Origin of the sequence: Cryobacterium sp. N22, assembly GCF_002929555.1 — a bacterium.
GTDB lineage: Bacteria > Actinomycetota > Actinomycetes > Actinomycetales > Microbacteriaceae > Cryobacterium.
In genome coordinates this window covers 41,171-62,507 of the sequence record NZ_PJJP01000037.1, presented here as the reverse complement: position 1 = coordinate 62,507, position 21,337 = coordinate 41,171, and the positions used below count along the sequence as shown (strand labels likewise).

Annotated in this window: 16 protein-coding genes; 6 read left to right on the top strand and 10 right to left on the bottom strand. The window is 61.8% G+C overall.

The features are described 5' to 3' along the window. Nucleotides 1-227: 227 nt before the first annotated feature. The 10 genes from mobF to CXY76_RS12860 all read right to left on the bottom strand — a co-directional run bounded on the left by mobF (nt 228) and on the right by CXY76_RS12860 (nt 14,826). Nucleotides 228-3,710, bottom strand: a complete 3,483-nt coding sequence (mobF, locus tag CXY76_RS12900) for a MobF family relaxase (RefSeq protein WP_104165507.1) — start codon at nt 3,708-3,710, stop codon at nt 228-230. Between the two features lie 411 nt (nt 3,711-4,121). Continuing rightward, nucleotides 4,122-7,214 (bottom strand): type I restriction endonuclease subunit R, encoded by a 3,093-nt coding sequence (locus tag CXY76_RS12895; RefSeq protein ID WP_158253900.1) that lies wholly within the window; start codon nt 7,212-7,214, stop codon nt 4,122-4,124. A gap of 97 nt (nt 7,215-7,311) precedes the next feature. Further along, nucleotides 7,312-8,484 carry a restriction endonuclease subunit S gene (locus tag CXY76_RS12890; protein ID WP_146073458.1) on the bottom strand — a complete coding sequence of 391 codons (1,173 nt, stop codon included), beginning with the start codon at nt 8,482-8,484 and terminating at the stop codon, nt 7,312-7,314. A 65-nt stretch (nt 8,485-8,549) separates the two neighbouring features. Beyond that, the gene (locus tag CXY76_RS12885; protein WP_233199818.1) at nt 8,550-10,298 is read right to left on the bottom strand and encodes a class I SAM-dependent DNA methyltransferase; all 1,749 of its coding nucleotides are present in this window, start codon (nt 10,296-10,298) and stop codon (nt 8,550-8,552) included. 793 nt (nt 10,299-11,091) lie between these two features. Then, the gene (locus tag CXY76_RS12880; RefSeq protein WP_104165109.1) at nt 11,092-11,484 is read right to left on the bottom strand and encodes a sulfate permease; all 393 of its coding nucleotides are present in this window, start codon (nt 11,482-11,484) and stop codon (nt 11,092-11,094) included. A gap of 227 nt (nt 11,485-11,711) precedes the next feature. After that, entirely contained in the window at nt 11,712-12,794 is a 1,083-nt protein-coding gene (locus CXY76_RS12875) for a S9 family peptidase (RefSeq protein WP_233199816.1), read from the bottom strand. Between the two features lie 65 nt (nt 12,795-12,859). After that, nucleotides 12,860-13,639, bottom strand: a complete 780-nt coding sequence (locus tag CXY76_RS12870; RefSeq protein WP_369826150.1) for a DUF6545 domain-containing protein — start codon at nt 13,637-13,639, stop codon at nt 12,860-12,862. Beyond that, the gene (locus CXY76_RS19690; protein ID WP_233199812.1) at nt 13,639-13,878 is read right to left on the bottom strand and encodes a hypothetical protein; all 240 of its coding nucleotides are present in this window, start codon (nt 13,876-13,878) and stop codon (nt 13,639-13,641) included. The genes CXY76_RS12870 and CXY76_RS19690 overlap by 1 nt, the downstream gene beginning before the upstream one ends. Beyond that, nucleotides 13,875-14,339, bottom strand: coding sequence for an ImmA/IrrE family metallo-endopeptidase (locus CXY76_RS12865; protein ID WP_104165104.1), 465 nt, complete (start codon nt 14,337-14,339; stop codon nt 13,875-13,877). Before CXY76_RS12865 ends, CXY76_RS19690 begins: the two co-directional genes overlap by 4 nt. 28 nt (nt 14,340-14,367) lie before the next feature. Continuing rightward, on the bottom strand, nt 14,368-14,826 hold the full coding sequence (locus CXY76_RS12860) for a hypothetical protein (RefSeq protein ID WP_104165102.1): 459 nt from the start codon (nt 14,824-14,826) through the stop codon (nt 14,368-14,370). A 247-nt stretch (nt 14,827-15,073) separates the two neighbouring features. Here CXY76_RS12860 and CXY76_RS19270 point away from each other — a divergent pair, with 247 nt between their 5' ends. From CXY76_RS19270 to CXY76_RS12835, 6 genes are all read left to right on the top strand, one after another. Then, entirely contained in the window at nt 15,074-16,132 is a 1,059-nt protein-coding gene (locus CXY76_RS19270; protein WP_146073457.1) for an ArdC family protein, read from the top strand. Then, nucleotides 16,132-17,031: a bifunctional DNA primase/polymerase gene (locus CXY76_RS19835; protein WP_104165098.1), complete on the top strand. Its 900-nt coding sequence runs from the start codon at nt 16,132-16,134 to the stop codon at nt 17,029-17,031. The genes CXY76_RS19270 and CXY76_RS19835 overlap by 1 nt, the downstream gene beginning before the upstream one ends. 599 nt (nt 17,032-17,630) lie before the next feature. Then, on the top strand, nt 17,631-18,395 hold the full coding sequence (locus CXY76_RS12845; protein ID WP_233199810.1) for a hypothetical protein: 765 nt from the start codon (nt 17,631-17,633) through the stop codon (nt 18,393-18,395). After that, nucleotides 18,392-19,465, top strand: coding sequence for a ParB N-terminal domain-containing protein (locus CXY76_RS12840; protein ID WP_104165094.1), 1,074 nt, complete (start codon nt 18,392-18,394; stop codon nt 19,463-19,465). Before CXY76_RS12845 ends, CXY76_RS12840 begins: the two co-directional genes overlap by 4 nt. Nucleotides 19,466-19,510: 45 nt before the next feature. Next, nucleotides 19,511-20,161 (top strand): hypothetical protein, encoded by a 651-nt coding sequence (locus CXY76_RS19265; protein ID WP_146073456.1) that lies wholly within the window; start codon nt 19,511-19,513, stop codon nt 20,159-20,161. A gap of 9 nt (nt 20,162-20,170) precedes the next feature. Beyond that, a complete protein-coding gene (locus CXY76_RS12835) occupies nt 20,171-21,337 on the top strand; it encodes a M23 family metallopeptidase (RefSeq protein WP_104165505.1) in 1,167 nt (388 codons plus the stop codon).

Genomic DNA, 21,337 nt, shown 5'->3' with positions numbered 1-21,337 from the left:
CCCGCACTCAGGACATCGCCAGACGACCGCACCGAATCGGTGGGTCGGATGCATCACATTAAGGCATGTGGGGAAGATTTGGGGCATCCAGATCATCCATTCGCGCCACCATATAGCGATATGCCCAGGACCCTTCCGCGCCGGCATCGTTGCGGGGTCGTTCGGCGGGTTCAAATCCTACCGGTGACGCCATGACGCCCTTCAGTTCCTGTTATGAACGCTGAGTGCTACATGCGGACGCGCACAGGTGTTGGGCGTGCCGTGCGACCCTGACGCCATGTCGCAAAAGCGTCCTCTTGCTCCACGATCCGCTTGGCGGACTCTACTGCGCTACGAGCTTGAGCGGCATCGCGACGTTGAGTCTCTGTCTCCGGTGTGGCACCAAGGGGGCTCGTGCCGACTACTGCGTAGCGGTCTCGGTATGCCGCCACCATACGCGCCTGCAGCCTCCAGGCTGGTGCCTCGCGCCTTCGTGGCGAGACCCCGAGTGCCTGAACCCACCCAGCGCCTCCGCGCAATGCTTCGTCGAGGACGGCGTTCGCTCGTGATTCGATCAGATCGCGGCGCTCATCGAGGGCCTGGCGCATCTCCGCAGCCATCGGTCCGATCGCCTCCGGAATAAGCCCCACGATAAGCCGCGGTGTCCTGCGCGCTTTACCTGCGCGGGCGTCACGCGCGACCGCCGACGTTACCCGGGAGCACAGAACGGCCGCCACGTCCTCGGCATCCTCGAACCCGCGTGCTCCGGCTGCTCGATCAAGCAGCCTCCCGACGTCGATGTGGTGGGCTTCGGCTCGCCGAAGGCCCGCACTCAGGGCCCCGAATGCAGGTGACTTGATGACCTCGGCGGCCCGCCCGGGCAAGAGCCCACTACCGAACACCAATGCCGCCCATCTATCGTGCTGCGCGGCCGCAGCGATGGTCTCATACTCAGCCGCAAGTTGCGCCACAGAACCCCAGACATCCTGCTGCTCCACGAGCGTCTCGTGCGCGGACGGTTCGGCGCCGACGTGCTTCAGAACGCCGCAAAGGACACTGTGAGCCGTCGCATCGTTGTCGTCACCCGATCGCGGCCCCACATGAGCCACATCGGGTCGGTCGACGGCGACGAACGCAGTGTTGGCATCACGGCCTCGCGTCATTGCCACGTAGAGGTTCTCGCGCGTCATGCCAGCGGTCACAACAACGTGTGCGGTGTCGGTCGTGATGCCCTGCGCGCGGTGCGAGGTGACGGCGTAGCCGAGTTCGAGGTGGTGCTTGACATAGTCTGCGGGAAGCCGCACCGCGCTCCCCCACCGGCGGCCGTGCCGGCGGAGATCGACCGAGCCGTTCTGGCGCACCCCGGTCACGGTCCACCGGTCGCCATTGCGCACCCAGCTTCGGGAGGTGCGCATCTGCCGGTCGTTTCGGCGGGTGATCACCGTGTCACCGACGGCTGCACGGTTTCCGTCGTGGAGGGAGACTTCTTGGACCGCGTCGATGCGACGCGCGAGGATGAGTTCTGTGCGGGCACGTGCGTTCATCGCGGCGACCGCCTCGTTCGAGTCGCTGATCAGGACGGCCGCCCTGCCGGCTCGGGTGTCCGCGCGCCAGGCTGCGTAGGCGGCCTCCGTCATCGACTCGGTGTCACCGCCGATCACTCTTGCGTGCGCGATGTAGTGGTCGAGCGAGGCGGGGTCGCCCTGACGCAGTCCGAGGGAGGCTGTCTTCTCCCACTCGTGTGTGAAGCGGTGCACGTCGACGAGCTCTGGGGCATCCGCCCGGCTGTGAACCAGCATTGAGAATGCGCCGCCGGCGTCCACGGAGTGGAGCTGCGCGTAATCGCCAACCAGCAGGACCTTCGCCCCGGCACTCGCGGCAAGCGCGGTGATCCGATCCAGTGACAGGGTACCTGCCAGGGAAGCTTCGTCGACGATGACGAGTTGGCCGGCGTGGAAGGTCTCTCCGTGGTCGAGATGGTTCTGCCACCACTTCGCCAGGTTCTCGGTTGGGATGCCGAGATCTTCTGCCAATACTTGAGCGGCAGCGGCCGACGGAGCGAGCCCCACCACCGAGCCCGTGTGGTGCGCTGCCTCCCACGCGTGCCGAAGCGCGCTCATCGCGGTCGTCTTGCCTGCACCGGCCGGACCCACCAGGACATCGACGGCGCGCCCTGAGCCGGCGATCGCGCTGAGCGCGGCGAGCTGGTCTTCAGCGAGCACGACGCCATTCGGTAGCAGTGCGAGTGACGTTGCACGAAGCATGGCCGGGTCGACTCGGGGGCCGGTCGTGTCCGCTGCGCGCTTCAGTAGCCGAGATTCCGCGTCGAGCAGTTCCGTAGAGGTGAAGAGGGTGGCGTGTTTCGGTCTGAAGACGGACGTGCCGTCCGCTCGCACAAACGACGCAGGCCCCGGCGCGAGTTCGGGTGGAGTGATCCGCAATGAGGCCCGCTCGGCGGCATCCACGACGAGGCCAATGACCGCTTCGCGATCAGATGCCGAGGCGAATCGTTGCTGCGCCAGCTGGCGTGCTGCCTCGGCGGCGAGATTCCAATGCCGCCAGGTCGCACGTTTCTCGCTCACCGCCGTCATAACGCTCGATCCGATCTCGTCGATCGCCTCCCGCGGCACGTCCTCGGCACGCAGCGTAGGTGCCGGAGTGGTCGCGGCTGCTGTGGACGCCCACTTCGTCGCGTCCTCGCCGAGCACTCGCTCCGCTCTGGTGCGCCAGGCCGAGGTGAGGTCGGCAAGCGAGTGCACTTCCTTCGCGGGCCTCGTGGAGAGCGTCGCCTGCGCGCGGAGTTTCGTAATGGTCACTGGGCCGGGTCGGCGTCCGTGCCTGGCATGGTAGGCGTCGATGAGTGCGTCGGTCGCGATATCGATGTGATGCGACCGCGACGAGAACTCTGTCACGAGTGCCTCAGGCACTGAACTGATCGATAGGGCGGGGTGGCGATCTCTCCCCCGCTGTCGCATCTCCCACCGCACGCCAAGTGATCGCGTCAAGGCGTCCGCGAACAAGGACTCGTGTAGTTCGGAGAGTGCGACGACGGCGGCGTGCATCGGTCGTCCGTCGAGTGAGCGCCATTTGCCGTCGAGCACGGTTTGCACCTTGTTGCTGATCACCACGTGCGTGTGCAGGTGCGGGTCGCCGGCTCTGCTGTCGAAGTGGTCGAAAGCCGTGGCGATGACGCCCGTGACATCGACTTGTGAGACGGCTCCGTCGTATGCGGTGGTTCCTGTCCGCGTCGCCGCGACCTCGCGCTCCATGTACGCCACGACGTCGGAGACCGCTGCATGATGCGCCTGCATGATTCGCGATTGTGTTGCTGCGTCTGACACGCCCCAGAGGACGCTCGCCGACTTTGGAATCGAGAACGTGAAGTCATACCCGGCGACCGCACGCCGCCGGGCAACTGTCTCCTGAGCGTTGCCGGGCGCCGGATCAGCTGCCGTCTGATATTCGGGATAGGCGCGACCGAGGGGTGCCCCGTCGACCGGGTCTCGACCCAGTCCGATCAGTTTCTGCAGCTGGGCCTCCGTAACCTCGGCGCCTTCAAGGATGCGGCCCGAGCTGAGGCCCGGAAGCCCGCTTCCTATCCATCGACCCGCCGGTGTTCCCTTGGCACTGTAGTAGCGGGTCAAGGGTGTGGAGAGTGACCGCTGCCCGTCGCCGGCAGCGACGGTGCGCAGCAGGTACTTGTAGCCGTCGCCGGCGCTCATCACCCGCATCGACACCGTCACCGCGGCCTCCTCCGTTGTCACCTAGGAGGTGTGCCGCCTCGATCTGCAAGAGGCGTGGCATTTCGAATGTGGGTTGAGAGGCAGTGGATAGGGACGCCGTTTCTTTGGCGGATCCTGTGGCAGGGTCAGGCTGTCGGCACGTCGAGACCGCGGTCGGTCAACGCTCGATTGATGCTGAGCTCGTCCGGCTCTGGACGAGCTGGCCGGACGGAAACAAAATCTCGGGAAGGCCACGTCCCAATCCGGGCTACTTCGCCCCGACGCTGGCGGCGAAGTAGCTGAGCCTTCGACAGCGAGATGAACCTCGACTCAGGTGCGCGCCAGCTGAGCTTGGACTAGCAACATCCCCGTGTATACAAAACCGGCAGCTGCGAGGGTGGATAGCCGGTCGTGCCTCCCTTAGTTCGCCACGTCCAATTCCTCGCGAATGGCACGGTACAACCCCCGAGCGAAGATCCGCGAGAACGCGTTCTTTGTGTCCGTGCTCTTGAAAATGCCCCCAATGAACTGCTCGTTGTCACTGTGCTTATCAATGGCGAGCGAGGGCCCTCGATCGCCATACGCCAGTTCGAAGTTCTCCCTTGTGTTGTTCAGCGCAAGCTCGCGGACATTGTCGACTTGCATTTCCTGCTCAACGAGCGCGCGGATCAAATCGTTCGCGGTCCACTCAGTGCCGAAGTGCTCATTGAACTCGGCGATGACCACATCCCACACGTCGTGGGGCGGTTCCTGGTCCGGCCCGGTTCCATCGCCAGCGTTTGACGAAACAAGACCTGACCCAGTCTCATCCCCGAGGGAAAGGTCATGGTCTCCGGAGTGCGCAATCCGAAGGTGCGTCATCGACACGTCGCCAATGTCAATCGGCGACGGCAGCTGGCCGGCCTTGAGCGCTGCGATGACGCGCAGCAGGAACTTGGCGAACAGGTACAGGCGTTCGAGGTCAAGATCCACGTACGCCATCACCTGCGCTAGGAACGCGTACTGGCGTCCATACTGTCCCAGCACCTTCACGAATGCATCAGCCTGAGCGGTATCCGCCGCTAGCAGCGACGCAAACCGACCTCGTGCTGGCGATAGCAGCGGATACAGCAAGGCCTGTTCGGCGCCTGGCTTGCTCTCTGACTTCACGGCCAGAAGCTTGACAGCAAACGCGTCCATCTCTGCTTCGACCAGAATCTGATAGCTGCTGAGCTGGGTCTGGAGCGCGTACAGGTGGTTAGGGTCAGCGGGTTCGCCAAGCGTCACTGCGAAGTACGGTTTGAAAGCATCTTGGATGTCCTCCGCATCATTGGCGAAGTCGAGCACGAAGAGGTCGTCTTGTGATTTCTGCGAGTGAGTTCGGTTCAGCCTCGAGAGGGTCTGAACCGCGGCCACGCCGGCGAGCTTCTTGTCAACGTACATGGCAGTGAGCAACGGCTGATCGAAACCGGTCTGATATTTGTCGGCAACGACCAGCAACGAGTACTCGGCCTGATTCGGCGGGAACGCAACGTCATCTGCGGTTGTGTACTTGAATGCGTCGGGCAAACGACTCTCGGCGAAGCCGTTGATCATGGACTCGGAGTAGGTGATTGCGCCTTCCTGCAACGTGCCGCTGAAAGCGACCAGAGTTCTTAGTGGGTGCCCGCTCGATTTGATGTACAGCTCGATCGCCTGATGCATGCGCAGGGCGTGGAGACGCGAGCGCATTACCACCATCGCTTTGGCCCGGCCCCCGATGCGGTGCTGAATGTGCGCGGCGAAATGCTCAACGATAATCTCTGCCCGCTGTGCCATGTTGGTTGGATGAAGCGACGCGTACTTGGCGAGTTCAGTGGCCGCCTTGCGCTTTTCGACGTCGTCGGTCTTAGACGCGTCCTTGTTGAGCCGATAAAAGGTGGAATACGTCACATAGTTAGCGAGCACGTCGAGAATGAACTCTTCTTCGATCGCCTGCCGCATTGAATAGACGTGGAACGGTGAATTGACCGTCTCGTCATCGTCTCCGACTCCGGGTGTACCGAAAAGGTCCAGCGTCTTCGCCTTAGGGGTCGCGGTGAACGCGAAGAACGAAATGTTGCCATGACGACCGCGCGCGGCGGCCGACAGCATGAGGTCTCCAACGGTATCCGCTTTTGCTTCGCCCTCCTGATCGATCTGCTCGGCGGCTGCCATTGCATCCTCTGCCGATCCGCCGATCGACAAGACTTGCTTCAGCTTGGTTTGCCCCTCACCGGAGGCCGACGAGTGCGCCTCGTCGATGATCACGGCATAGCGTCGCCCGTCGAGCGGCCCGATCTTCTCTACGACAAACGGGAACTTCTGCAAGGTCGTAATAATTACCTGCGCGGTCGACCCAGTGATCGCGTTGGCGAGTTGCTGCGAATCCTTGTCTATCTTCTGCACTACGCCAGGTATGTGCTCAAACTGAAAGATCGTGTCCTGCAGCTGCTTGTCCAGCACCACTCTGTCAGTGATTACGATTACCTTGTCGAAAATTTTCTTACTTGCGCCTAAGTCTTTTGCGTCTCCGAATAGTTCGTCAGCATTCGCCAGCGTGTGCTGCTTGGACAAACGATGGGCCAACCAGGCGATAGTGTTCGATTTTCCGGAACCGGCCGAGTGCTGCACCAGGTAGTTGATGCCTGCACCGTGTGATGCGACGTCGGCGGCGATGGCGCGCGCTGCGTGCCATTGGTGAAAGCGCGGGAAGATCGTGGTCTGCTTGCCCCTCGGGCCCTCAACGTGGATGAACCGCTGCAGCAAGTCCAGCCAAGAGTCTTTGGCCCACATGTGCTTCCAGAGGTAGTCCGTGTCATAGCCGTTCGGGTTATCGGGGTTGCCCTTTCCGCCGTCGACGCCAGGCCCGTGTGTGCCAAGATTCAGCGGCAAGAACCGCGTCTTCGGGCCGACCAGTCGCGTGGTGATGAACACCAGGTACGGATCGACGGCGAAGTGAACGAGCGCCCGCTTGGCGAACAATAGCTCTTTGGGTTCACGATCCATCCGGTACTGCTTCTTCGCGTGCTCAACATTCTGCCCACTGAGCGGGTTCTTTAGCTCTACTGTCGCAGTGGCCAACCCGTTCACAAACAGGACTAGGTCGAGCTCTTTACCACCATGGAGCTCGTACGCGACCTGCCGTGTGACGCTGAGCACGTTCGCATTGAATCGAGCAACTAGGGTTTGATTGATGTTGTTCGCTGGTTCAAAAAAGGCGAGGCGGATACTCACGCCGCGATCTTTCACACCATTTCTCAGAACATCAAGGGTTCCGCGTGCGTCAATCTCTTTCGCAATTCGAGCAACGACCTTTTGGGGCGCCGTCGCCCCGTAGGTCTTGCTGAGAAGCTGCCATTCATTCGGCTGCGTCGTCTGGAGGAATTCGAGCAGCCGCACGGTGTCGAGGCCGAGCGCTCGGTCATAGTCGGCTGGGCTCCCCTTCACCCATCCCGCAGCCAGCATTTCCATCTCGATTGCCGATTCAAAAGCAACCTCCTGGTGTATCGCCATTACGCCCCCTCTTGCAGCCAGATCTGGCTTGATCCTCCCACGGGCGTGACTCTCCGCGTGGCCATACCTTGACATCGTGCAAGAATCTTGGGGCGCGTCATGCCGCCGCCGTCCGAGCGGTTGACATGTCAAGCCGACCGGTCACGGCCTCCGTAATCAACGCTAGGCGTTTCTCAGCCAGGAGCGCGTTCATCCGCGTTGACGCGTCCTCTGCCAGGAGAGAGTGCGAACGTGCCGCACGAATGCGGTCTACTATGCGGCGTTGTTCGTCGAGTGGTGGAAGCGGGATCTTCAGGGACTGAGCATCCGGGAAATAGATCGTCTTGTGGGTCGATCCTTGCGCGAGACGACCTAGCAGGTCCCGTCGCATCGCGCGGAGGCACCAGAGAAGGAATGCAGGATCAAGTTCCGGCCCGCAGGTCCACGTCACAAAGTCCTGACTCGTCGCCATGTCCGCACCCATGATCGCCGAGTATCCAGCTGAGGCAGTTCGACACAGCACCACGGTCCCCTTGGGATGCAGCACGGCTGAACTGTTCTCCAGTCCGAGGTCGCTAATATTCTCGCGAGTATCAAAGATCGCTTCCACCTGGTCTCGACGAAACTGCGCTACCTCCCCGGTGGTTATCCACGGGGTTGTCGCATCGACCCACCATTCCGGACGACTTCGACTGGGTGTATGGCCGGTCCCCAGGCGCGCTACGTACGAGATTTTAACGGTGCCCCAATGGCTTGGGAGTGTGTCAGCCCATGGAAGGTCGGAGCTCCGCTGATCGACTTCCTCCGTCCCCGTAATCTGGCTCCAAACGACGGACCGAAACCAATCGTCTCCCACGGATATGAGCCGTTCAGATTTCTGTCGTAGTAGATCGATGAGCGCGGTTTGCTTGTCAAGGAAATCGGCAATCCGGCGCTGTTCGTCCAGCTCGGGTAGCGGTATTTGCAGTTCACGCATGATCTGCCATGAGGATCGGGGCATCTTGGAGCCATAGGACGTGGAAGTCGCCCAATCGAGCCACAAATCGCTCAATGTCACGTAGAGAAAGTAACGCGAATCGAGGGACGCGGTCGGCCGCATCGTGAGAATCTCACCGGTTGCGCTCCCGGGCGCGATCGCGAGGTAGCTCTTCGCGAGGTAGGGACGGAGCTTTGAGAAAAGGACATCGCCAGCACGGTGAATGACCGCCTGAGTTTGCGCTTCGGAGTTCAGGCCAGTATCCAGTAGCCGTCCTGTCCCACTCTCCATATCTTCCAGATCAATGTGGGGCATAGAGGACCCGTCGGACTTTTCACCCACGAGCGTTGCCACACTCGCGATTCGGACCCATTTCCCGGTCAACTCGTCACCTTGCTCAGCAACGCTTGAATCTCTCCTTCGACGGCCCGCAATTCGGCGTTGATGTCATCAATGGGACGCGGAGGCTCGAATTTATAGAAGTATCGGGTGAACGGAATCTCGTAGCCGACCTTGGTCTTCTTCTCGTCGATCCAGCCGTTCACCACATATGGCAGCACTTTGCGAGCGAAGAAGTCGTGAATGTCCTGGGATAGCGGAACATTTTCAAAGTCAGTTAACGATTTGTCGGGCTTTTTCGGCTTGGAACCGTCAATCGGCCTCTCTACCTGAATTCGGTGATAGCCGAAATGCGTAGGGGCGAACACTCTGACCTTGTCAAACTGCTCATGAGTCGGATTTGCCGCGATCTCTAGGGCGTCAGAATAAGTCTGTGTGATGAGTGCGATCTGGCCCGCAGAGAGTTCCTTGCGCTTATCGCCGAGCGATTTCCGCATCTTTTCGAACTGATTACGTGCATCCAGAAGCACCACCTGATTGGTATGCGCGGCGTCCTTGCGGTTGGAAATAATCCAGATGTAAGTGCTGATACCGGTGTTGTAGAAAATCTGGTCCGGGAGGGCCACGATGCCCTCCAGCCAGTCATTCTCGAGAATCCACCTGCGAATTTCGCTCTCGCCGCTACCCGCTGCCCCGGTAAACAGAGGCGAACTGTTGAAGACGATAGCGATTCGGCTCCCTCCCTCCTCGACCGGCTTCATCTTGTTGATCATGTGCTGGAGGAACAGGAAGGAACCATCGTTGATCCGCGGAGTACCGGCATCGAAACGACCGCCGCCCCGCGCAGCCTCCTCCTTGACGACCTTCTCGACCTTCTTCCATTCAACTCCGAACGGGGGGTTGGCCAGCATGTAATCGAAATGGCGGCCAGCGAACTTGTCCTCGCTGAACGAGTTGCCGGGCTGGATATTCTCGGCATCGTTGCCCTTACCCGCTTTGATGAGCAGGTCGGAGCGGCACATAGCGAATGTTTCGTCGTTGAGCTCCTGGCCGAACGTGATCAAATGGGCATCCGGATTGAGCTTGCCGAGGTAGTTCTGCGCGACGCTGAGCATGCCACCAGTGCCGCAGGCCGGGTCGAACAGTGTCTTGGCCACGCCCTTCTTGCTGAGGATGTCATCATCTTCGTGAAGTAACAGATTTACCATCAGTTCGATTACTTCACGCGGCGTGTAGTGCTCGCCGGCAGTTTCGTTGCTCTGCTCGGAGAATCGGCGAATCAGTTCCTCGAACAGATAGCCCATGTCCATTTGTGAGATGTAGCCCGGGTGGAGCTTTGCCTCGGCGAACTTCGCCACGACCTGATAGAGAATGCCCGCTTTCTCCATCCGCTGGATCTGTGGCAGGAAGTCGAAGCGTTCAATTATGTCTTGTGCGCCCTCGGAGAAGTGAACGACGTACTGGCGCAGGTTGTCGGCGAGATTGTCAGGATCATTGGTGAGTTCGGGGAAGCTCAGTGGGTAGGTGTTGTAGAAGCTGAGATCTCCGGCCGCCTTCTTGAGGAACGGGGACCCTAGCAGGTCCTTGCCTTCAAGCTCCTTTGCCTTCGCTACGACTGCCTGCTTCGTTGGCTCGAGTACGGCGTCCAGGCGGCGGATGACAGTCAGGGGCAGGATGACCTTCCCGTATTCGCTCTGCTTGTAGTCACCGCGCAGGAGGTCCGCAATCGACCAGATGAAGTTGGCGAGCGTACTCACGCGGTTTGATGGGCTGGATGTCTCGTTGTTCACGTGTTGCGGCACCTCTCTAGTTGCTTCTCTGAACGTATCAGTGTCGCGGACGTCGTCCGCGGCCTTTGAGTGCAGGGCCAGCTACTGTGGGGCGCTCACCAGACTGCAGCTCAGAGAGCTAACGCATCAGCAAGGAACGGTGGGCAGGCGCCCGCTATCAGGCAGGTACCCCACAGGGTGGCTCGTCCAATGCGGTTGTCTCAGAGTCTGATTCGGTCGCTTATCAAGAAGTCGCTTACTCCGCGGACCTAGGGCAACAACGCCGACAAGCCCTCGGGAGAGGTGTGCGCGAGTTGTCTTGCCGCAAGCGTTGTATGGCCCGACGGTTGGGGGCATGCCCTGTGGCTGTACAGGTCTGACCATCGGTACGATGGCCGGTCGGTAGCCGCGATGCTTCGCCACGGTCATACCGAGCGAGTGATTGCGGATGCGGAGGGCCGTAACGCTCACCCGAGGCAGATCCAGAGATTCCTGCATGTGAGTGCGGATCACTGCGCCGAACGCTGCGGAGCCCGCTCAGTCACCAATCCAATGAGCGCCTCCAGAATGCCGTGGTCAACTGTGGGCAAGCACCGCTGTCATGCACTCAGTGCACAGCCAATATGGGTGTGACATTGTGCCAGCAGGCGTGCACGTGCTCAAGCAACGGGGGCAATGTGGAGGGTCCATCGACGAGAGGTCATCCATGGCGGGAGCGTACTCGCAGTAAGCACCGTTTGCGAATACACCTGAATGGCCTCACGGAAATACCTCTACCTCAACCGTAAGTCAGTCCATACGGCGAGTGCTCAGCTCAGCCCCGCCTCGACGCGAGCAGCGGCTCGACGAGTCGCTCGTGCTCGACACGCGCAGAAGATAAGTCGGTCGTTGCTCGGCGCCGCGCTTGTGATTCCCTGCCGCGCACCCGAAGCAACCGCATCAGAGTGCCGGGTCCGGCGCCGAGGAACTTGAGCGCATTCCATGCGAACAGCAAGGCCAATACATACAGCCAGCCCGAGCCACCGGCTTCTACCAGCCCAACGCACACGGCCATTGCGATCGCGTACGGGACAGCGAGGAGCATCGCTGGCACTCCCCACTTGAGGCCGCGGCGAGTATGGATCGCGTCAAGCAGGAGGGTGGTTGGCATGAACCGCCGCAGCGCGTAGTAGGTGCGGGCAATAAGTCCCAGACTGAGAGCGAACATGTTGCGGCCTTCCATTCTTCGGCGACAAGAACTTGAAAGGGGCCGTAGCAAGACAACCATGCCGTCGCGACGAGCGACGGCGCACTGTAGAGATCGCCTGAAAGAAGTTTAGAACTGGAAGCCCGGAGGCGGAAGACCCGCCAACACACGACGGCCTCGCGCATCAGAAATATGAGCCCTTCGACCAACTGCCCCATTGAGAAGATTGCGGGTCCCGTGGAACGGGCTTACCCGAAAGCTGTGTGCGAGGTCAGCCAGGTTTGGAGAACGGACCTCCAGCGTTCGCGATCCGAGTTCCAGCTCATCGTGTGGTCGGCCTCGAATGCCTCGAGGTCCACGATATCGGGACGTAGTTTTCTGAGTTGAGTCGAGAGGTGGAACGGCGACGAGGTGTCGAGAGAGCCATGGAGAATGAGCGTCGGCAAACTCAACTCGTCCGCACGTGCGATCCAGTCGAAGTTGCTCAAGGCGAGGGGGCTGGTGATACCGGTCAGGCGAGCAAGCCGCCCGACGTTGAGCCACGGCAGCGCCAGCGTTCCCGTCCACGCCGGTAGTCCGGATCGTTCGCAGTTCGCCTTTATTGTCGCGACCCAGTCAAGAACGGGTGACTCGAGTACGAGGCCCGTCACGACGCCTCGAAGCTCGGGATCGGCAGCGAGCTGCAGTGCAATGGATGCGCCCATCGACCACCCAAACAGAATGACATTGCGTGCACCGTTTTCACGGGCAAGGCGCACAGCCGCGCGCACGTCATCCGCCTCGGAAGCACCGAGCTCGGACCTACCGGAACCCACGGTGGGACCCTCCCCGTCATTGCGATAGGTCACGACGAGCGACGTTAACCCAGCTTCAGAAGCGACCTGAACCCCACGAAGCGTTCCCGCGCGCGGGCTTCCCAGACCGTGAATATGAATGGTCCACAAGGTCGACAGGTCCCCTCGACCTGTGACTAGCCATGCGGGCGCGAAACCGACATCCGTTTGCACCTCGATGCCCGTCGCTTCCAGGCCGGCTTTCTCCGGACTTGGGAAGACGATACCGCTCCACGAGACGCGGTCACCGGCCGTCAAGCCTTGGCTCAGATCTCCCACCACCTCGCGGCCGACCAGATGCGGACCTCGATCCATGACGTCGTGGGACAGCTGTACCCAGCCGCCATTCTCTGCAATGAGGCAGTACAGACCGGGCGCGGAGGTACGAGGGGTCCGATCGAGGACGACGATGGGCCGCTCCCCCGAATCGTCCACGTCGCGGATGACGAGGTCGTAGGTTCGACCGCTGGCTGGTGCAGTCAGGCTCTTCGCGATCACAAGTCCGAGCCCAGCGAGCACCCCTCCGGCCGCCGTCACCGCTCCGGCGGATGCCCAACCGGCTTTCATCTCCGCGACTGCCGTTCTCCGGGTGACGTCGGTGAATCGGCAGTTGCCGCGTTGGCTGGCCTTGCGCCGACAAGGTGACGTTCAGCGCGCTCGACGAGTGCTCTGTCTCGTTCGCTGAGCCTGAACTGCACCCGCGTATCGATCATGGCGTCTCGGATCTCGACGACCTGACGATGGAGCAGAGTGTCGAGTTCGTCCGTAGGGAACGCGCTCTGATTGTTCAGGCTGATTCCCGGTCGCGCCGTGGTCGCTTCTGCCCATAGCGGCTTGAGATCATCAACCAGCATTCGGGTCCTTCGCTCGCGAGATCGTGCCTGCAACGTTCGAGCGGCTGGCTGGCCAGCAAAGCCGAGGCAGAGGAACAGGAAGGCGAGCAGTCGTAGGGGTTCATACGTGATTGCGATCTCTGTCATCAGACTCAGATTGTCGAAGACGTGGGCGAGATCCATAGCGATGACGACGACGCTGAGAACCACCCCAAGAAGACTTCCGATGAACAGTGAAGCCGGAGGTAGCACTTGGACGCCCTCGCTGTTTCGGAACTGCCGGGCAGCGACAACTGCCATCGCGGAAAGAACGATTCCGTAGTACACGAATTGGATCATTGAGTAGATGGCAGCCGCGGGCTGATCACCGAGCTTAAGCATGAAATTGGTGGTGGTGCTGCCAAGTTCGATGAGAGAGAACGCAATGACGGCGCCAAGGATTGCGGTTAGGAGGGCGGCCCGCCCGAGTGCGAGACTGACGGCCCTGGGCTGGTGTTGGGACGCCTTCATCACTCCGCGACCCAAAAGAACACGCCGATCATCAACGCAATGTCCGCGACGAGGGTCACGAGGTTGTCGCCGCCGGCCAGCCTGTCGAGTGCCCGATAGACGGGGTCGGTATTGAGCGTCATTGCGATCGCGATTGTGAGCGCCGCATAGGTGATGTTCCGTTCGGCGCGACCGCGCCGCAGAATAAGTAGACTCGCGGCGAGTAGCCACATGGCTGCTGCGACGATGACGACAGTCATCCGAAGATCTCCAGATATCGCGAGCTATGCATCGCCGACCCTCGGATCGCTGCGGCCAGATGGTCGGCAAGCGTCTCCGCTACGACTTCTTCGGCGGTGTTTAGTTCCTGGCGTCTGAGCAGCCGTGCCTTAACCTGTGGCGGGATGTCTGGCAGCAGGAAGTCGGGAGTTTCGGGATCATGATTGGCGTCGTGTCCGAGAATCATGTGTGCCAGTTCGTGGAGCACAAATTGCTGTCGATGGAGCGCTGAGTCGCTGCTGGCGTGCAGGATGAGGTCTTCGCCGTCAGCGACGAGCCAGACTGCACACAAGCCGTCCTGATCCCCAAGGTCTGCAAGTTCAACAATCCGCAGTCGACGTTGCCGGTTTCTCTGCACGGCGTCGACGAGTGCGTCGAATGTGAAGGTGTTCCCAAGAGCGAGTTGATCGACGGCCATCGACACGCTCACTTCCTTGTCCACTGCTTCTTCACCTCAATTCCTCGATTGGTTATGGGCCATCCCCAGCACGATCGTGCGCTTCTGGAGATTCTGGAGAGACCTCCTCATCTAAGAACCTGCTGATCGCCTGCAGCGCTCCAGGGGAAATGTCTCCTAGGGTGCGTGCCGCGTAGGTTTTCACTTTGGCGGAGCGCATCGCGCGCACGAGGTCGAGTTGAGCGCTCACCTTCGCGGGGATGTCCGCATCGGCGGCACCCGCGAGGAATGCGGGATCGACGTCGAAGAATGCGGCCAGGCCGTCGAATAGTGGAAGGTCCTGTACATACCGGTGACCGTTGACCATATACGTCCATCGCGACCGCGAGAGGTTCGTGCCGCGCTCTTCGAGATACGCGGCGATCTGGGCGAAGGTCGGCTCGCTCCCCGTCTCAGCGACCGCAACGTCGAGCAGAAGCCGGAGGCGTTTCGCCAGGTTTTCGGCGGCTGTTTTGCTCTCTTCATCGGTCATACACAGACCCTCTCACCCCTCGGTCTAGTCTGGCCACATTCGGCTGTCGCTCGAGGCCTTAGGAGTGCTCAATTTAGTCTTTGAGCATGACCAACACAATGGTTGCGCATGCTCAAATGTGGTGGTAAACCGTTCCTGAAAGCAATTGAGCATGCTCAACGGAGTCCCGAATGCGCTGGCGTGGCGAGGCGCACCTCTGTGTCAGCCAGACATACCTGTTTGGCACCCACTTGGGAAGGTGATCGATGTGTCAACGGAACCGCAAACACGACAGGGCTGGGATGCGAAAATCGCAGGCCTTCACGAACGCCTGGTTGCCTCGGTCGAGGCCCTGGTCACCGGCAACGAGTGGAAGCGCGCCCTTGAGTTCTCCGCTCACTTTCGATCACGGTCATTCAACAACTCTCTCTTGATCTGGGCGCAACATTCCGAAGCGCACGAGCGTGGATCAGTCCCGACTGCACTCCCGAGCTACGTAGCCGGCTTTCGACACTGGCAAACGCTCGGGCGCCACGTGGCCGCTGGCCAAAAGGGCTACATGATCTTCGCGCCCCTCACCGCACGTTTCGCAAGCTCCTCCCCCGTCGACAGCAGTTCGTGGCGGAGGCTTAGCCCCAACGAACGGCCTCGCGCCGGTGAAGCCGTTCGCCAGCGAATGGTCGGAGCCCGAGCCGCCTACGTCTGGGATATCTCGCAAACCGAGGGGTCGCCGATCCCCGAACGCCCCATACCCATGCTGCTCAACGGCGAGGCGCCCGACGGACTCTGGAGTGGCCTCCGAGCACTCATCCAAGAGTCCGGCTTCACCGTCGTGTTGGTGCCGGATGCCGTGTCGGTTAGTGGAGCAAATGGCCAAACCGACTTCGCAGACCGAACGGTCTCGATCCGTGCCGACATGGATGCCGCCGCCCGAGTGAAGACACTCGGTCACGAACTGGCGCACGTCAGGATGCACGATCCCGACGCTGGCACGCTGTCTCACCGCGGCATAGGCGAGGTAGAAGCGGAGTCGGTCGCCTTGATGATCGGCGCAGCACATGGCATGGATACGAGCGACTACACAATTCCGTACGTGTCTGCGTGGGCAAGCTCCGTACCCGGCAGGACCCCGGTCGAGGTTACCCAGGAAACTGGCGAGCGCGTGCGGCGGGCGGCGGCGGCGATCCTCGACCGGCTCCAGACCGATCAGATCGGGGCCGGCGATTCTCCCGCGTTGGGCTTCTCCCAGCCGGTTCGGGGTTTCGGGGCCACGCTGACGGTCGCGCCAGATCAGCCGCCAGAGCGAATCGACGTCAGGACTCTCTGATGGGTATCGCCGACGTACTTCTCGAGACCGCTCGATCTTCGGCGCAAAGCGCGGCTCTCTCTTTCGCCCGGGCAGCCATCCCGATCTTCCCCTGCGCCAGAGACGGCAAGCGTCCCCTCACCCACGCGGGGTTTCACGAGGCGAGTTCGGACCTTGGTCAGGTGCAAGCTTGGTGGGCGCGATGGCCCGCCGCGAATATCGGGATGCCAACGGGCAGCGCGTCCGGTCTAGATGTTGTTGACATCGACGTCACGGCCACGGGCTCAGGCTTCATCCTGTACGAGCGTGCGATTGTCGCCGGGCTCGTCGACGGTGAACTCGCGCGGGTGCGTACGCCGTCCGGTGGAATGCATGTCTACTTCCCCGCGCTGGCGGCCCACCCCCAGCGCTGCTGGCAAGCAGCGTCCGCGCATATCGACTTTCGTGGAGACGGTGGTTATGTCGTTGTGCCTCCCTCGATGCTGGCGACACCCAACGGCCGAGTCAGCTACAGCCTCGACCGACTGTCAGCGGCAGGCTCGAAGCCGGTTGACGCCACCGCTCTCCGTGAGTTCCTCGCACCGCGACAGCCTCGAGCGGTATCTATGCCGGAGGTGCTCGCCTGGCCTGAGCCGAAGCGGTTGGCGAAGTGGGTGAGCAAGCTCGGGGAGGGCGAGCGAAACAGAGGCCTTTTCTGGGCGGCCTGCCGGCTTGTGGAGGCTGGGATTGCGCCCGCAGATGTGGAAGCTGCACTGGCTCCGGCGGCACAGACAGCGGGACTCCCGGCAACAGAGATCACTTCGACTATCAAGTCGGCGAGCCGACAAGCTACCCCACGCACGCCCGGCGTATCGAAAACGCAGGGGTGCGACCCATCAGCTCCGGGACGGAGGCGAGGTGACGCGCCATGCCTGGGTTGAGTTCGCGTCTGCGGCCAAAACTTGTGTTCCAAGTCGCGCGCCAGGGAGATGCCGGCACTCCTGTTGTTCAGACCATCAAGGTGAGAAAGGACGCAAGTCATGGCTAGGGATGAGTTCGACGAGGCACACGGATCAGCAACCGGCGAGGCCCTGGGCGAAACGCAGACGCAGCATCTCGGGCGCTCAGCGCCCCTTGAAGTTGGACCGGACCGACCGAACACACGAGCGAACAAGGAAAAGCACGCACCAGGTGGAGCCGTCACCTGGGTTCGCGCCTCAGATCTCCTCAGCAGCGGCACCGGGCGTATGGCTGGTCGCGGCATCGACTTTGAGGCGGAACTCGCACGCCGGATGCGGAGGACCCCCGCCACCACCCGCCGCGCCATTCGCGACCGGGCGAGCAAGCTACCCCCGCTCTCCGAATTCGGGCAGCGGAACGACCAGCCCCAGGTTTCACGCCCCGAGCTCGGCCGGCGTTGACCTGAACAGTAACTAGTGCGACGACGCACACCGATCCGAAGGGAGGTGTCGTGATGGAATGGTCCACACACCGGGGGTCAGATTCGAGGGGGTTTCACGACTCCGAGGGGCTGAGAAGGGTGCTCGCCCGATTGCAGGCCGACGGCGGTCTCAGCTGGCGGACCGACCCCGAGGCATCCGAGCTCATGCAATACGCCGCCAAACGCTACGCGGCCCTGGCGCACAGACACGGCCTGGATCCCTGGGAAGCCGCCGCGGCGGCGTACGACGCCATGCGAGCGCCGTCGGCGTTGCGCGCTGATGATCCTTGGGCAATCGTGACCCGGGCCGTGCAAGTGACCTGCATCGCGGAGGAACGGGCGCAGGGGCTGTTGTGCTCGGTGCACCAAGCGCGCCGACGCAAGATCTCGAGTTACCACGACGCCGAACGCTTCAGCGATCGGGATCACCCTCTGCCGGAGTATCACCGTGCATTCCGCACCGATCCGGTCGAACCTCAAAACGATGTGTCACCGCTACCAGAAGTCGAACCGGCCATCGAAGATGCAATTATGCTGTTCACGCTGCTGGGCTGGCCGTCTGACCGAGCACGAAGTTGCGTCGAATACATCTGCAGCCGACTCGCGGACGCTAGTTCACGCCCCTCCGCTTTTGAGTCTCTGCGCCGCGACTACTCCGCCCGAGCGCACTTGGACATCCCACAGCCGGCGTGGATGTCCATGCTTCGAGCACTCCTAGGGAACTGCGATCCGCTGCATGCCCACACCGCCGCCGGCCGCGGCATTCTGCTTCGATTGCTCATCGGCGAGCCATTGCGAGCGCTCCTTCGCGACGACGACCTGGCCTCCGACATCGTGATCAACGCACCGGGAGTGCGGGTATGACCATCTCTCCGGGCCACATCGAGTTGGAGCGATCGATCGACTCCATTCGGATCGGTTCGCGGCATCGGACCGACCTCGGCGATATCGACATGCTCGCAGCCTCGATTGAGCGGCAAGGGCTCCTGCAGCCGATCACGGTCACACCCGACGGCACTCTTGTGTGCGGCGCCCGCCGGCTCGCCGCGCTTCGGCAACTCGGCGTGCGCAGGCTCAACGTCTGGGTCCGCTCCGGAATCTCCGAGCAACTGACTCTGCTGCTTGCGGAGCAGGAGGACAACGCGCTTCACAAATCACTGAGCCCGACTGAGGCAGCCACACTTTATCGGGAGGTCAAGGTGCTTCTAGCTGAGGATGCGAGCCGCCGTCAGGAGGCTTCGCGATTTGGCGCAGAGCAAGAGAAGCCCCGATCAGACGGTGCCGCCACGGTGGCGGCACCGTTCACGGCGCTCAATGGTGATACCCGCGCACAGGCAGCTCTTTTCGTGACCGGTCGACGCTCGTACACGACACTTGAGCGCATCGGCGAATTGCAACGGATCGCGGCCGACGAGAGTGTCGACGAGGCGCTGCGTAGCCGCGCACGTGCTGAACTCGCCTCGATTCAAGACGGAGGCTCCGTCTCGTCCGCACACCACCGGATGAACACTCACGCTGCCGTACTCGAACTTGAACGGATGGCCGCAGACCCGACGCAGCCCGCGGGCATCCGCGAAGCGTCGTCGACGAGTGCGACCCGGGTTCTCGCCGCTGCTCCGCTAACTCCAGATGCCGACCTCGAACGCCTTGCTCAAGAAGCGCTCGCGCGCGCGAAGACCGCAACAAAGTCTAGGAAGACTCGGTTGGCCGCCACGGCTGACACCAAGCTCCCCGTCCGTTCGTTCGTCTACTTGTGGACCGATCTGAGTGAATGGTGGCTGCGCTACGACATCGCCGAGATCTCCGCCCAACTCACGGATGAGCAATGGGAAGAATTCGAAGAGATCCTTGCCGGCACCATCGCTTTCGCTAAGCGACTACGCGCCCTGCGTGACACTTCCCGCGGCATGGCTCCGATATCGGCAAGCAGATGATCTTCTGGATGGCCGACCTGGTCGGATGGAATTGAGGAGCCTGATATGCGCTTCGTCCATCAGCGGCGTTTCATCATCGCGGTCGTCTGCGGCGGCCTCACGCTGATTCTGCTCATGGCCATCGGCGCGTACGGCTTGCTGCGAGGCCCCGAGAAGGAGAGTCATCCGGATCGACCTGCCCTCGAGACATCGGCCCCGTCCTCACCTGAACGCGCCGATGAACCTCGCCCCGTGCTCGTGACGTCCAATCCCGAATTCTTCGCCCGTAGCGTGGCCCATGCGCTCTTCAATTGGGACACCAGGCATGAAGGTGGCCCTGCCGAATGGGCGCAGGTTCCACTCGACTTCGCCGACGCAGATGAAGCGGTGGCTCTGGCATCCGATGTTCGGGGCTACCTGCCGAGCCCCGAGATGTGGGAACGCCTGCGCGCCTACGGGACCCGACAACGGCTCGATGTGGAATCAGTTGCCGCACCCGAGTCTTGGTCCGCGGCGCTGGAACAAGCCGCAGCGGGACAAATTCCGCCGGGCGCAGCTGCTTTCACTGTCGTTGGAACGAGTCATCGAGTGGGTACGTGGAACACAGAAGTCATCCGCACGGAGCGGTCGGTCGCTTTCACTATTTTCATTGCATGCCCAGAAGGGCAGCGATGTGCGCTCCTTAGACTTTCGCAGCTCGGCCGGCCTCTGGAGTGACAGCGAGTGATGAAGAAGCTCATCGGCATCGTCGTTGTTCTCGTACTCCTGGGCCCGGCGGTCGGGCTGGTGAGCGTGGCCACTCTCATGAGTCCTGCGCCAATTTCATGCGGTTCGATATCCCTCGCCGTGGGCAGCGTACCCGACTCGCTGACGGCCCAGACACGCGATGGCCGTTCGATCACTCTGAACAAGAACCAGCTCACCCATGCCGCGACAATCGCCACAGTGGGGGCACAAACACCAGGTGTCGGCCGAGAGGGCGCCGTCATTGCGTTGATGGCCGCGCTCACGGAGTCCACGCTCCGGATGCTAGCCAACACCAGCGCCTATCCGGAGTCAGGGAACTATCCGAATGACGGACTCGGCTCCGATCATGATTCCCTCGGCCTGTTTCAGATGAGATCTGCTTCAGGTTGGGGAACGGTGGCCGAGCTCATGGATCCGGACTACCAGGCACGCGCATTCTTCGGTGGGATTTCCGGGCCGAATGCCGGATCCCCTCGTGGGTTGCTGGACATCCCAGGTTGGCAGTTCTTGGACCCGGGCGAGGCGGCGCAGGCCGTCGAAGTCAGCGCCTATCCGGACCGGTACCAGAACTTCCAGCCCGTCGCAGAGTCGATCCTCTCCGCGCTAACTCGACCGCAGTCGGCGAGCGCCGCAGGGTTCGACCAGAAAGTTCCCGAGACATCGCAGGTGGCGTTCCCTCTCCCCGACGGCACGTACACGAAGACAGACAGCTTCGGAATGCGGACCGACCCCTACAGCGGTGAATCTAGGTTCCACGCCGGAAGTGACCTCGCGGCGCCCGCAGGCACCCCCATCCTCGCGGTCGCCGATGGCATTGTCAGCTTCGCCGGGCAACGCGGTACCTACGGAGGGCTGATCGTCGTCGACCACACTGTCGGCGGCGAGCGCGTCGCCTCGTACTACGCCCACATGTACGACGTGGGCATCCTGGTGACCGAGGGTGACAGCGTTGCAGCCGGCCAACACATCGGCGATGTCGGCTCAGCGGGTAAATCGACCGGCCCCCACCTGCACCTCGAGATCCACCCGGGCGGAGCAGACCATCCTGCTGTTAATGCTGAGGAGTGGCTCGCCGAGAACGGCGCCGCCGGTGTCGCAGGTGCAGCGGTCGCCACAGCAGGATGCACGCCAGAAAGGACGGTATGA

Bases quoted from the DNA above. Each gene is read 5' to 3' on its own strand.
- mobF (WP_104165507.1), bottom strand. From the start codon at position 3,710: ATGCGGGTGATGAGCGCCGGCGACGGCTACAAGTACCTGCTGCGCACC.
- CXY76_RS12895 (WP_158253900.1), bottom strand. From the start codon at position 7,214: ATGGCGATACACCAGGAGGTTGCTTTTGAATCGGCAATCGAGATGGAA.
- CXY76_RS12890 (WP_146073458.1), bottom strand. From the start codon at position 8,484: ATGCCCCACATTGATCTGGAAGATATGGAGAGTGGGACAGGACGGCTA.
- CXY76_RS12880 (WP_104165109.1), bottom strand. From the start codon at position 11,484: ATGTTCGCTCTCAGTCTGGGACTTATTGCCCGCACCTACTACGCGCTG.
- CXY76_RS12870 (WP_369826150.1), bottom strand. From the start codon at position 13,639: ATGAAGGCGTCCCAACACCAGCCCAGGGCCGTCAGTCTCGCACTCGGG.
- CXY76_RS19690 (WP_233199812.1), bottom strand. From the start codon at position 13,878: ATGACTGTCGTCATCGTCGCAGCAGCCATGTGGCTACTCGCCGCGAGT.
- CXY76_RS12860 (WP_104165102.1), bottom strand. From the start codon at position 14,826: ATGACCGATGAAGAGAGCAAAACAGCCGCCGAAAACCTGGCGAAACGC.
- CXY76_RS19835 (WP_104165098.1), top strand. From the start codon at position 16,132: ATGGGTATCGCCGACGTACTTCTCGAGACCGCTCGATCTTCGGCGCAA.
- CXY76_RS12840 (WP_104165094.1), top strand. From the start codon at position 18,392: ATGACCATCTCTCCGGGCCACATCGAGTTGGAGCGATCGATCGACTCC.
- CXY76_RS19265 (WP_146073456.1), top strand. From the start codon at position 19,511: ATGCGCTTCGTCCATCAGCGGCGTTTCATCATCGCGGTCGTCTGCGGC.
- CXY76_RS12835 (WP_104165505.1), top strand. From the start codon at position 20,171: ATGAAGAAGCTCATCGGCATCGTCGTTGTTCTCGTACTCCTGGGCCCG.